Genomic DNA, 11983 nt, shown 5'->3' with positions numbered 1-11983 from the left:
CCGGAATGGCCTCTCGTTCCCTTGGTAGGCAGCCCCCGCGGGACGGTCAAGGCCGGCGGCTGCCGCAGCGCGGAACCGCCGGCCCGGCGCGGTGTTGATCTCACGCCATGCAGACGCCCCCGATCATGCCCTCGCGCCGCACCGCGCCCGACGGCTCGCCCCGCCGCGTCGGGGTGGAGCTGGAGTTCGCCGACCTCGACGCCCCGGCCGCCGCCCGGCTGGTGCGCGCGCTCTACGGCGGCACCATCGAGACCGAGGATCCCCACCGCTGCCGCGTGCGCGGCACGCGGCTGGGCGACTTCACGGTGGAGCTCGACATGCAGGCGGCGCACAAGAAGCCGGAGCTGCCGGACGTCGCACCGGACAAGCTCGACACCGTGCTCGACCGCCTGCGCCCGCTGTGGGGCAGCATCGGCAGCCTGGTCATGCCCTTCGAGATCGCCGCCCCGCCGATCCCCATCGAGCGGCTGGCCGAGCTCGACCGGCTGGTGGCGGCCCTGCGCGACGCCGGCGCCTCCGGCACCGAGGCCAGCCCGCTGTTCGCCTTCGGCCTGCACTTCAACCCGGAGGTGGCGGACACCGGCGCCGACTACGTGCTCGACCACCTCAAGGCGTTCCTCTTGCTGGGACCGTGGCTGCGCGCGGCGATCCGCGTCGACCCGACGCGCCGGCTGACCGGCTACGTCGCCTCCTTCCCCGTCCCCTTCGCGGCGCAGGTCGTCGACCCCGCCTACCGCCCCGACCTGCCGACGCTGATCGCCGACTATCTCGACGCCAACCCGTCGCGCAACCGCGAGCTCGACCTGCTGCCCCTGTTCGCCCATCTGGCGCCCGAGGTTCTGGCGGCGCGGGTCGACGATCCGCACGTGCGGGCCCGCCCGACCTTCCATTACCGCCTGCCCAACGCCCGCATCGGCGACACGGCGTGGTCGCTGGCGGCGGAGTGGAACCGCTGGGTGGCGGTCGAGGAGCTGGCGGCCGACCGCGAGCGCCTCGACCGCCTCGGCACGGCCTACCGCGGGCACGCGGCGCGCCACACCCTCGACGCCTGGGCGCTGGAGGTGGGGCGCGAGATCGCCCTTCCCGGGGCGGGCTAGGCCGATGGCGGCGCGCCCGCTGATCGGCGTCACCGCCTCGACCCACGGCAGCCGCTTCGCCTGGTGGGCGAACCGGCTGGCGCTGTGGCGCGCCGGCGCGCGGGCGGTGCGCATCACCCCCGACCGCCCCTGCCCCGTCGACCGCCTCGACGGCCTGATCGTCGGCGGCGGCGACGACATCGACGCCAGCCTCTATCACGAGGGCTCGGAGCCGCAGATCCGCGTCGATCCCGAGCGCGACCGGCTGGAGCTCGCCGCGCTGGACGACGCCGAGCGGCTGTCGTTGCCGGTCCTGGGGATCTGCCGCGGCTCGCAGATGATCAACGTGCACCGTGGCGGCTCGCTGCACATGGACATCCACGCCATCTATGAGGAGGCGCCGCGCATGCGCACGGTGCTGCCGCGCAAGCGCATCCGCATCGAGCCCGACAGCGGCCTCTACCGCGTGCTCGGCATCGCCGAGTGCCGGGTCAACGCCCTGCACCACCAGTCGGTGGACCGGCTCGGCGACGGGCTGTCGGTGGTGGCGCGCGACCGCTGGGAGATCGTCCAGGCGGTCGAGGCGCGGGGCGCGCCCCTGCGCCTGGGCGTGCAGTGGCACCCGGAATATCTGGTGGCCGACGAGCGCCAGCAGAACCTGTTCCGCACGCTGGCCGCGGCCGCCGCCGGCGAGCCGGTCGACGCGCTGATGGCGGCGTGAGCGCGCCGGCCGCTCAGAGCCAGCCGCGGCGGCGGAAGTACCACAGGGGCAGCACGGCGGAGACCACCATCAGCACCAGCGCCATGGGGTAGCCCCACTCCCACTGCAGCTCGGGCATGAAGGCGAAGTTCATGCCGTAGGCGGAGGCGATCAGGGTGGGCGGCAGGAAGGCGACGGCGACCACCGAGAAGATCTTGATGATGGCGTTCTGCTCGATGTTGATGAGGCCGAGGGTGGCGTCGAGCAGGAAGTTCGCCTCGTGCGCCAGGAAGCCGGCGTGCTCGTTGAGCGACCGCAGGTCGCGGGCGAGCGTCTTCAGCGCCGTCTTCTGCTCCTTGCTGAGGCGCCCGGTGGTGACCGAGGTGAGGAAGGCCACCAGACGGTCGAGCCCGGCCAGGCTGTCGCGCACCTTGTGGGTGAGGTCGCCGGCCCGGCCGATGCCGCGCAGCACGTCCTGCAGCTCGTCCGGCTTCTTGTTGCGCCCGCCGCCGATGCCGCCGTCGAGGCTGTCGGTGAAGATGCGCGCGGACAGGGCGTCGATGCGGCCGCCGATCAGCTCCAGCACGTCGGCCACCCGGTCGATGACGGCGTCGAGGATGCCGAGCAGCGCGTCCTCGGCGCTGGCCAGCAGCTCCGGCTGGCGGCCGGTGCGGGCGGCGAAGGTGGCGACCGAGCGCGGCTCGGTGTAGCGCAAGGTGATCATGTGCCGCGGCGTCAGCACGAAGGTGACCTCGCCCTGCTCGGGGTGCGGCGTGTCGGCGCGGGCGATGACGGTGGTGGTGAGATAGATGCCGTCGGCCTCGACGTAGAGCTGGGAGGACGCCTCGATCTCCCGCATCTCCTCGCGGGTCGGCAGGTCGCAGCCGGCCAGCCGGCCGATGTGGGCGCGCTCCGCCTCGTCGGGCCGCAGCAGGTCGATCCACACCGTGCCGTCGGGCAGCGGGTCGCCGATGCCCAGCGGCTGCTCGATCACCCGCCCCTGCTCGTTGCGGGCGTGGACGGTGATCACGGGGCCGCCTCGGGCGGCAGCGGCGCGCCGGCGGCGCGGCAGGCCGCCGTCAGCGTGTTCAGCATCAGGCAGGCGATGGTCATCGGGCCGACTCCGCCGGGCACCGGCGTGATCGCCCCGGCGACGCGGCGCGCCTCCTCGTAGGCGACGTCGCCGACCAGCCGGGTCTTGCCCGGTTCGGCGCCGGGGATGCGGTTCATGCCGACGTCGATGACGACGGCGCCCGGCTTCACCCAGTCGCCGCGCACCATCTCCGGCCGGCCGACGGCGGCCACCAGGATGTCGGCGCGCCGGCACTCCTCGGCGAGGTCGCGGGTGCGCGAATGGGCCATGGTGACCGTGCAGTCCGCCTGCAGCAGAAGCTGCCCCATCGGCTTGCCGACGATGTTGGAGCGGCCGATCACCAGCGCCCGCCGGCCGGCGAGGTCGCGGCCCAGCACGTCGCGGATCAGCAGCAGGCAGCCCCACGGCGTGCAGGGGATGGTGGCGCCGGGCTGGCCGGTCGCCAGCAGGCCGGCGTTGACGACATGGAAGCCGTCGGCGTCCTTGGCGGGGGCGATCCGGCCCAGCACCGCCTGGGCGTCGACGTGCCGGGGCAACGGCAGCTGGACCAGGATGCCGTGCACCGCCGGGTCGGCGTTGAGGCCGTCGATCAGTGTCAGCAGCGCATCCTGCGTCGTGTCGGCCGGCAGATGGTGGTCGAAGGAGTTCATCCCCAGCTCGACCAGCGCCTTCTCCTTGGAGCGGACGTAGACCTGGCTGGCCGGGTCCTCGCCGACCAGCACCACGCCGAGGCCCGGCGTGACGCCGTGGCTGGCCTTCAGCGCCGCCACACCCTCGGCGACCCGGCCGCGCAGGCCGGCGGCGAAGGCCTTCCCGTCGATGATCCTAGCCTCGGCCATCGCCATCCCCCCCTTCCACGAGCGCGCCCAGCCGGCGCATCAGCTCGGCCGGATCGCCGGCCACGTGCAGCACCTTGTTGCGGTCGGCGGCGCCGGCCACCACCGTCAGGGCGGTCTTCGGCACGCCCCACGCCTTGGCCAACAGCTTGACGACCGCCTCGTTCGCCTTGCCGCCCTCGGGCACCGCGGTCACCGACACCTTCAGCGCCCGCCGGCCGGGGGCCGTCTCGGCGACGCCGGCGACGGCGTTGCGCGCTGCCTTCGGGCTGACCCGCAGGGCCACCCGTACGCCACCGGCGGCGGGCTCCACGGGGCCGGCGGCTCCGCTCAATACAGCAGCCCGTAGTTGGCAATCAGGCTCTGCAGGAACCAGACGCCGAGCAGCGCCACCAGGGGCGACAGGTCGATGCCGCCCAGGTTGGGCATCACCGAGCGGATCGGCGCCAGCACCGGCTCGGTCACCCGGTACAGGAAGTCGTTCACCATGTAGACGAAGCGGTTGCGGGTGTTGATGACGTTGAACGCGACCAGCCAGCTCATCACCACGGCGATGAGGAGCATCCACTTGAACAGGTCGAGGACGATGTAGAGCAAACCGAAGACGGTCGCGACCAACGGCTCCATGACGGCACTGTCCCTCCGGTTTCGCGGGTTGGCAGCACCCTAATCGCCGGCCCCGGCGCTGACAAGCCCTGGCTCGGCCCCCGGCCGGCCGGCCGCGCCGGAGGTCGTTTCGCGGGGGCGAAACAAGCGCTTGACAGGGGCCGGCCGGATCACCATTATCCCGCCCACGCCGGGGACGGCGAGTGGGGCCGTAGCTCAGCTGGGAGAGCGACGCGTTCGCAATGCGTAGGTCGGGAGTTCGATCCTCCTCGGCTCCACCAATTCCCCCCAAGACAACGATGCGACACAGGAATTCACCCGGAAGGGGCGGAATTCCTAGCGGTGTGACACCGCCCTGTCGCACGCGGCGTCGGCCGAATCGCCTCCATCCCCTTCAAAATCCGCCGCGTTGGCCCGCCCTGGGTGTCGCACATCCTTGTCGCCCAAGCGGCGTTCCACGGGGCTGTGGCTGCGGGGAGCCGTCTGGCAGTTCCGAACCCGCGTCCCCGCCGATCTCCAGGCGGTGCTGGGCCGGACCCATGTGAACCGATCTCTCCGGACCAGCAGCTACCCCGACGCCATCCGGGCGGCCCGCCGGGTGGCCTTCGAGATCGAGGGCCTGTTCGATGCGGCTCGCGGGGGCACCGGAAGCGACCCGGCCCACGCCGCGTGCGACAGGGCTTGCCGACCGCCCCCCGCCCCCTCGGTGACGGCCAACACCGTCCTGCCCAAGCCCACCGGCCCCGCCATCCACATCGAACTGAAACTGCTGGCCAGCCGCATCGCCGAAAAACTCCAGGCCGCCCAACAGGTCGCCGGAGAGGCGGCTGTGCCTGCCGCCGAGCCTGCCAAGGCGAAGACCATTCAGCAAGTCTACGACGCCTACATGGCCGATCCCGGCGTCATCCGGTCCGGCAAGACCATCCTGGCCTACGAGACGGTGTTCGGCCTGCTGATCGAGATCATCGGCCAGGACACGCCGGTGTCCGATATCGGGGTTCTCCCGCACTTTGCGTGGAAAGGCTGACAATGCTGGAGCCGGCGCCGTCGGTAGATCCCATGTAGTGGAGCATGCAAGAGCTTTTTGTGATCCCGGACTTCCGTGTCGTGATGGTTGAATCTGTTGGCGCGGCTGGTCTTCATGTGGTTGCTCAGGTCAAGCATTCCCACGCATACTGTCCATCCTGCCGACGGCCGAGCCAATCCGTTCATAGCCGGTACCATCGGCATCCCGTTGACCTCCCGAGCCTGGGCAACGCCGTCCACATCAACCTTCTCGTTCGCCGTTTTTTATTGCCGCAACCCGGCTTGTCCGCGCCGGACCTTCGCTGAACCCGTGCCGGAGCTGTTGTCGCCGCGGGTGCGTCGCACCCGGCGGCTCGCCAACGCGCAAGGGCGGGTCGGCGTCACCTGTGGTGGGGAAGCCGGCGCACGACTGCTGCGTCGGCTCGGCATGCCGACCAGCGCCGACACCGTGCTGCGGCTGGTGCGCGCCCTTCCCCTGCCGGAGTGCGCGCCCCCCAGCGTGTTGGGCGTGGATGATTGGGCGTTGAGGAAAGGGCGGAGCTACGGCACCATCCTGGTTGATCTGGAGGCACGCCGCGTGGCCGATCTGCTGCCCGACCGCACCGCCCAGACGCTGGCGGATTGGCTCAGGGACCGTGACACGGTCATGGTGATCGCCCGCGACCGTTCCACCGAATATGCCCGCGGCAGTGCCCTGGGCGCTCCCGGCGCGGTTCAGGTGGCCGATCGCGGGCACCTGCTCCAGAACCTGCGCCAGATGGTGGAACGCTGGCTGGCCGGCGTGCATGGCCGTTGGCGCCGCTTGCCGCCGGCTTCGGGCGGAACCGCGGCACGGCGCGTCGGGGGCTATCCGCGCAGTCGGGCCGAAGCCGCCGCGACGGCGGACAGCCGTGCCCGGCGCCATGCCTTGTATGAGGAAGTTCGGCGGCGTTTCGCGGCTGGCGAGAAGCTGCTCACGATCAGCCGGACGATGGGGCTCGCCCGCGGAACCGTGCGCAGCTACGCCCACGCGCAGCAGTTTCCCGAGCGGGTCGTGCGGGAGTCCGGGCTTGGCATCCTCACCCCGTATCGTGAGCACCTCGAAGCCCGCCTTGCCGCGGGCAACGAGAATGCCGCGGCCCTGTGGCGCGAACTCCAAGACCTCGGCTTCGCCGGATCGGCCAAACAGGTGCGCCGCTGGCTGAACCAGCGGCGCACCACCCCGGCCAAGTTCACGCCGCACAAGTGGCGCCCCGGACCCACGGAAACCGCGTCAGCCTCGGCTGCCGGTCCATTCCCCGCCCTGATCTCGCCTCGGCAATTGGCATGGCGGCTGGTGCAAGCGCCGCAGAGCCTTGACGCCACCGCGACCGAGGCCCTCGCCCGGATTTCTCAGGACCCGGAGGTCGCCAAGGGGCGCCACTTGATCCGCCGCTTTGCTGAACTGATCGGACGCTGCGGAGTGCGATCGGATGCGGCTCCCGCCAATCCCTCCGCCGTTTTGGACACTTGGCTCACAGATGCGCTGTCCTGCGGCATCCCGGCTGTCGAAACCTTCGCCGCCGGCGTGAGGCAGGACGAGGCAGCCGTCAAAGCCGCGCTCACCATGCCCTGGAGCAGCGGGCAAGCGGAGGGACAGGTCAACAAGCTGAAGCTGATCAAGCGTCAGATGTATGGACGCGCCAGCTTCGATCTGCTGCGCCGTCGCGTCCTCCTCGCAGCCTGATCCACGCAAAGTGCGGGAGAACCCTTGAAGCGGGAACAGTTCGAGCGGGAGATGCAGGCCGCCGGCTGGCGGCTGACCCACAATGTGCACCTCCGGGCCTTTCTGGAGCTTGTAGCCGACGGATTGCCAGAAGGCTCCCCATTTTCGCTACAAGGTGGGTATCCGTTCCGCGGCGGTGAACTGGCTCATCGGGACTATCCTAACCTGCCGGTCAGGCGGGCCACATCTTGATGATGTTTGGCTGCCTCCGTGGTCCCCGGAGATCATGGAGGAATTCTGGGCGGAAGTAATTCGGCTAGCCCTTTGGGAGCCGGCAAGATTCCAGCAGACGGTCCAAGCAATCGAGGAGATCGACTTGGAGTTCAACATCTGCCCTCTATGAGGATCGAATAGCGGCTACACCGGCGGTCCGTGTTGGCGGTTCGCCCAGGCCAGAAATCGCTCGAAGTTGCGGTTCCACATGTCCTCATCGGTGCCGTCAACTCTTGTATACAGAGGCGATATCGCCCCACAGGTGTATCCGGTGTTCCTCTTCGGTAAGTCGAAGCAGACCAGGACGCTGCCGCCGGTTTCGGCGAGAAGCTGGTCCACGGTCAGCCGAGCCGTGATCGCGGGCGACGTACCGACCAGCGACATCTCGATCATCCGTTCAGTGCGGTCCATCACGTACGGCGACCTGACGAACCGACGGGCATTCTCCGCCAGCCACCTGAGGAAGCACTGCTGGAGCCGTGGGATGTGCGATTCTGTAGCTTGGCCTGCTGCGGGATCTTCCATTTCATCTCCAAGGAGTCGTGGACAGGCCATTTCACCACCGATCAGGTGTCCGTCAACGACCTGCGATCACCGCTGTCGGCCATACGATGCCACGAGGAGGGACGTAGGCCGACACCGGCCCTACCGCTGCCTGCCAGGGGCGTCACCTGAACAGAGACAGGATCGCCTGCTGGCTCTGGTTCGCCAGCCCCAGGGCGGTCTGGGCAAGCTGCTGCCGCGTCTGGAGCGTCAGAAGGTTGGCCCCCTCCTCGTTCTGGTCGGCCAAGGTCAACTTGTTCGCCCCTTCATCGAGCACATCGGAAAAGCCCCGCATGAAGCCCTCGCGGGTTGTGATGATGCCCAAGCCGTTGGTCAGCACTTGAGTGGCCGACCGAAGCTTTTGCTCGGCGGTGTCGAGGCCCTGGACGGCGTTCTCGATGTCGGCCCGGTCGGTCCAGCCATTCTGGCTGTAATCGACGTTCAGCCCCGTGCCCTCGACCTGGAGATTCTGGGATTCGACCGTGACGCCGTTCTGATGGGCAGTGTCAAAGGCCACGAACATGTCGTTCGCGTGGTCGGCCGGCTTGACCAGAGCAGTCTTCAGCGACGCCGTTTCGCGGGTGCCCTCCGGCCACTTGATCTCGACATCGTGCCAGAAGGGCGTGAGGGTCTGGCCGAAGCCTGTGCCGAGCCGGGATACCACGCCGACCCGCATCGAGGACGCCGGAGCGGCATCCGTCTCCGCGAAATTCACATCGACGTACGTGAAACCGGCGTTCGGGACGGCCGCTTGGAACGACCGGCCAAGGTCGTCGGTGACCGTGAGCGTTGCCTGCCCCGGCCCCGCACTGTCCAGCAGCCCCTCCTGGAAGCGAAGTCGGGTATTAACACCGGGCACAAAGCCCTGGATGCTCTCGGGGACCAGATTGTAGACGCCCTGCTTCGCCGATGACGCCATGTTGCTGACGTTGTCGGCGAACGGCGGAATGCCACCCATCCCGTCGAGGATCGGACTGTTGGTCGCAATTCCGACCCAGCCTGTCGAATGCGGCTGCGTGTCGGTGATGCCGAGCCAGCCAGGGGTTCCCTCGGTGACCGGGCTGGGAATGCCGAAATCGAAGGCGTACGGGGTCGCGGGGTCGAATGCGTCGATGTTCAGGCGGATGGTCGAGCCCGAGTTCGGGTTGCTCCCCGCAAGCGTGACCGGGAAGTAGGTCTGCCGCTCATTCGGCACGGTGACCTGGGTCACGGAATCGTACCGTGTGTCCCAAACGTAAAGGTCTCGGAAGCCGGGCGAATTCCCGTCCGGCAGGCCCAGTTTGAACTGGAAGTAGGTGGACTCCGGAACGCTCAGGTACTGCTCGGCCTGGGCGACCGGGACGCCGACCGGAAGGTACGGTCCGGTGCCCCGCAGATCGTCCACCCCGATCTGCGTGCCGCGGGCGAAGGGGTCCGTTCTGGAACACAGCTTTTGTCCATCCACCTCGATCCGAACGGTTCCGCTCGGGAACACGAAGTCATTGACGCCATTGGCGAGCTTTCTCTGTCCGAGGGGACTCATGAGGTCACGGGTCACGGTGAGACCCTGGTTGTTGGTGACCTTCACGGCCAGGGCGGCGTGCTTCTCGATCTCGACCGAGCGGGTGCCGACGTTGCGAGGCGTCGCGTCGATCAGGTCAAAATCGACATCGAAGCGGACGCGGGAACCGCTCTGGAAAGCGTGGTCCAACGACAGGGGGATGCCGGCGGCGTCGGCCACCTTCCATTCGTCAACGGTGAACTTCCGGGTGTACGTCTCGGGTGGATTCGAGACGGTGATGGTCTTGTCCCGTCCGGGACTGCCGGTGACCGCGATCTGGATGTTGTTGAAGTTACCCTGGGTCGAACTCATCAGCCCGCTGATCGAGAGGCCCACAAGGCCGAGTTGCTGTTCCGCGTCGGCGATGCCTTCGGCAGACCCCGAGATCTCGCCGTTGCCGACCACCCGGATGTCGTAGCTGTCAGGGGACGTGATGTCGGTGACGCGGGCCTTTGTGACTCCGACGATCCGCCGCACGTCGAGCTTGCTCTCAACGGTCGCCTCCATCTTCGAGCCGTCACCGACCAGGAGGTTCTTGCCCCCGTAGCTGCTGTCGCGGGCAACTCCGTTGATCTGGTCCAGGATGGCGTCGAACTGACCGGCGAGGTTCTGCCGGGTCCGAATGGACCCCGCATCGGTTCCCAGGTTGCTCAGGGCTGCGGTCGTGAGCCCGCGGGCCTGGGCCAGGAGATCGCCGATGTGCTTGGCTCCTTTGTCGCCGGCCTTGACGGTGCTGATCGCCTGCCCGATGGCGTCCTTCATCGCCGACATATCGCCGGCCCGCTGCGTCAGAGCCTTGGCGGCGAAGTACACCGGCGGGCTGTCCAGGGCGGTGTTGACCTTCAGCCCGGTCGCCAGATGCTGCTGGGCAGCCGATATCCCCCGCTGCGTGACCTGAAGGGTCAGCAGGTTCGCCCGCATCGCGGCGGGAAGAGGGAGATCGGTCGATACCATCGTACTGGATTCGTGGTCGCCCGTTGAAGTTGGCGGATTCCATCGAGCAAAATTGATACCAGATGCCAACACCTTGCACTGTGAAGGTCGTCACCACGTGAAGTGGTCGTGTCGCGTTGGTCGAGGAATGGACGCTGGGCAGGTTTTTCCTGGCTGTGGAAAATTCTACCGGGTTGGGTGGAGCGAACCGCACCGGGTTTCCCGGCAACTGTATTCAGACTGCTGTGGTCGCTCGGTAATCGGTGCCTGTTGCGATCATAGCGTTGAGTGTGACGAGGAGCTTTCGAGCGGTGGCGACGAGAGCCGCTTTGACGGGCTTTCCGGCGGTCTGGAGCCGCGCACGGAAGTCCTTGAATGCCGGGCACCATCGAGAGGCATGCAGGGCAGCGATGTAGAGCACCGTCCGGACGATGGGCCTGCCACCGGCGATTGCCCGAGGAGCGGAGCGTTTTCCGCTGTCGCGGGCGATGGGGGCCAAGCCGACGAGTGACGCGATACGACGGCGGTCGAGTTGCCCCAGTTCCGGCAGTTCCGCGATCAATGTCGCCGCGACGACAGCGCCGACACCCGGTATGGTGCGCAGTCGGCGGTCAACGGCAGCCATTTCCGGATCGGCGGCAACGAGAGCCGTCATGCGCTCTTCGATCTTTGCGATTCGGCGATCGAGGACGACGAGCAAGCTGCGGATGTCGGCACGCGCTTCGGCGTCCGCCGTCTGCTGAAGGCGGGTCGTCTCCTGTTTGCGCATCGCCACGAGCTGGCGGCGGCGCGTCGCCTGCGCTTGGAGGGCGCGCCGCGCCGCCGCCAGCGGCTCCGTTGCCGTCGGGCGAAGACGAACACCAAGCTCCGACAGCATTCGGGCATCCACGCGGTCGGTCTTGCCGATGACGCCCATGGCCCGGGCGAAGTCACGAGCCTGCCGTGGGTTTACGCGGCTGAATCGAACATTTGCCGTCTCCAACGCCTCGCGCAGGACACGGTCGTAACCGCCGCTCGCCTCGAAGATCACCCAGGCGCCTTCCTTGACGCATGCCTTGGCGAAGCTACGCGCCGCGCCGGGGGTGTTGTCGATCCGGCGAGCGCCGAGACCGGGATGGTGGATGTCCAGCCAATCTTTGGCGACGTCCACACCAATGAAGAGTTCCTGCACCATGTTCCTGCCCCTGTCCTGCGGGGTCTGCAACGCAGACCCAATCAACTGTTCAGGATGACAATCGATGAGCAGATGGCTTCCAGTCCGGGAAACGGGCTTTGTTGTCCCTGGAGGCCCGCGGAATGCCATCTGCCACTCTCAACATACCTGAACCGTCTTAGACAGGAGGCCCCGTTTCTTGAGAGAATGGGGTCATCATGACGAAGCAGAGATCAGCCAAATTCGCCCCTGAAGTCCGCGAGCGCGCGGTTCGGATGGTGTTCGAGCACGAAGGCGAGCATGCCTCACAGTGGGCGGCGATCAGTTCGATCGCAGCGAAGATCGGCTGCACGGCCGAGACGCTGCGGGGCTGGGTTCGGCAGGCCGAGCGCGACCAGGGGAGCGGCCGGGGCCGACAACAGACGAGCAGGAGCGGATCAAGGTGTCCAGCGACATCCCGAACTGCCCCCCTGGCGCCATGAGGATCTGCCCCCTGGTTGCGCCGTTCAGGCGGGCGTTG

At 68.2% G+C, this 11983-nt stretch carries 10 protein-coding genes, 1 tRNA gene and 2 pseudogenes; 6 read left to right on the top strand and 7 right to left on the bottom strand.

The window, feature by feature from the left end; all coding sequences use genetic code 11:
* Positions 1-107 precede the first annotated feature (107 nt).
* Both ACSBPG_RS07600 and ACSBPG_RS07595 read left to right on the top strand, forming a co-directional pair.
* Positions 108-1097, top strand: coding sequence for an amidoligase family protein (locus ACSBPG_RS07600; protein WP_435536530.1), 990 nt, complete (start codon positions 108-110; stop codon positions 1095-1097).
* A 4-nt stretch (positions 1098-1101) separates the two neighbouring features.
* Positions 1102-1797, top strand: coding sequence for a gamma-glutamyl-gamma-aminobutyrate hydrolase family protein (locus ACSBPG_RS07595; protein ID WP_435536529.1), 696 nt, complete (start codon positions 1102-1104; stop codon positions 1795-1797).
* Between the two features lie 13 nt (positions 1798-1810).
* Here ACSBPG_RS07595 and ACSBPG_RS07590 read toward each other — a convergent pair whose 3' ends face one another.
* The 4 genes from ACSBPG_RS07590 to ACSBPG_RS07575 are packed head-to-tail and all read right to left on the bottom strand — an operon-like array spanning position 1811 to position 4332.
* Positions 1811-2806 (bottom strand): magnesium transporter CorA family protein, encoded by a 996-nt coding sequence (locus tag ACSBPG_RS07590; protein WP_435536528.1) that lies wholly within the window; start codon positions 2804-2806, stop codon positions 1811-1813.
* Positions 2803-3708, bottom strand: coding sequence for a bifunctional methylenetetrahydrofolate dehydrogenase/methenyltetrahydrofolate cyclohydrolase FolD (gene folD / locus ACSBPG_RS07585; RefSeq protein ID WP_435536527.1), 906 nt, complete (start codon positions 3706-3708; stop codon positions 2803-2805). The genes ACSBPG_RS07590 and folD overlap by 4 nt, the downstream gene beginning before the upstream one ends.
* Positions 3695-4018: a DUF167 family protein gene (locus ACSBPG_RS07580; RefSeq protein WP_435536526.1), complete on the bottom strand. Its 324-nt coding sequence runs from the start codon at positions 4016-4018 to the stop codon at positions 3695-3697. The genes folD and ACSBPG_RS07580 overlap by 14 nt, the downstream gene beginning before the upstream one ends.
* 17 nt (positions 4019-4035) lie before the next feature.
* Positions 4036-4332 carry a YggT family protein gene (locus ACSBPG_RS07575; protein ID WP_435536525.1) on the bottom strand — a complete coding sequence of 99 codons (297 nt, stop codon included), beginning with the start codon at positions 4330-4332 and terminating at the stop codon, positions 4036-4038.
* A gap of 184 nt (positions 4333-4516) precedes the next feature.
* On the opposite strand from ACSBPG_RS07575, the gene ACSBPG_RS07570 reads away from it, so the two are divergent.
* From ACSBPG_RS07570 to ACSBPG_RS07560, 3 genes and pseudogenes are all read left to right on the top strand, one after another.
* A tRNA-Ala gene (locus tag ACSBPG_RS07570) sits at positions 4517-4592 on the top strand.
* A 155-nt stretch (positions 4593-4747) separates the two neighbouring features.
* On the top strand, positions 4748-5338 hold the full coding sequence (locus tag ACSBPG_RS07565) for a DUF6538 domain-containing protein (RefSeq protein ID WP_435536524.1): 591 nt from the start codon (positions 4748-4750) through the stop codon (positions 5336-5338).
* Between the two features lie 44 nt (positions 5339-5382).
* Positions 5383-7042 (top strand): annotated as a pseudogene (locus ACSBPG_RS07560) (ISL3 family transposase).
* Between the two features lie 396 nt (positions 7043-7438).
* Here the strand turns inward: ACSBPG_RS07560 and ACSBPG_RS07555 are convergent.
* From ACSBPG_RS07555 to ACSBPG_RS07545, 3 genes are all read right to left on the bottom strand, one after another.
* Positions 7439-7705 (bottom strand): hypothetical protein, encoded by a 267-nt coding sequence (locus ACSBPG_RS07555; RefSeq protein ID WP_435536523.1) that lies wholly within the window; start codon positions 7703-7705, stop codon positions 7439-7441.
* Positions 7706-7961: 256 nt separating this feature from the next.
* A complete protein-coding gene (locus tag ACSBPG_RS07550; protein WP_435536522.1) occupies positions 7962-10331 on the bottom strand; it encodes a hypothetical protein in 2370 nt (789 codons plus the stop codon).
* Positions 10332-10545: 214 nt separating this feature from the next.
* A complete protein-coding gene (locus ACSBPG_RS07545; protein ID WP_435536521.1) occupies positions 10546-11484 on the bottom strand; it encodes an IS110 family transposase in 939 nt (312 codons plus the stop codon).
* A gap of 197 nt (positions 11485-11681) precedes the next feature.
* On the opposite strand from ACSBPG_RS07545, the pseudogene ACSBPG_RS07540 reads away from it, so the two are divergent.
* A pseudogene (locus ACSBPG_RS07540) lies at positions 11682-11905 on the top strand (transposase); the annotation flags it as partial.
* Positions 11906-11983: the final 78 nt, after the last annotated feature.

It is taken from the genome of Azospirillum sp. ST 5-10 (assembly GCF_051225715.1).
GTDB lineage: Bacteria > Pseudomonadota > Alphaproteobacteria > Azospirillales > Azospirillaceae > Azospirillum.
Note: the sequence above shows the minus strand (reverse complement) of the source record. Positions and strands in the feature narration are given on the sequence as shown.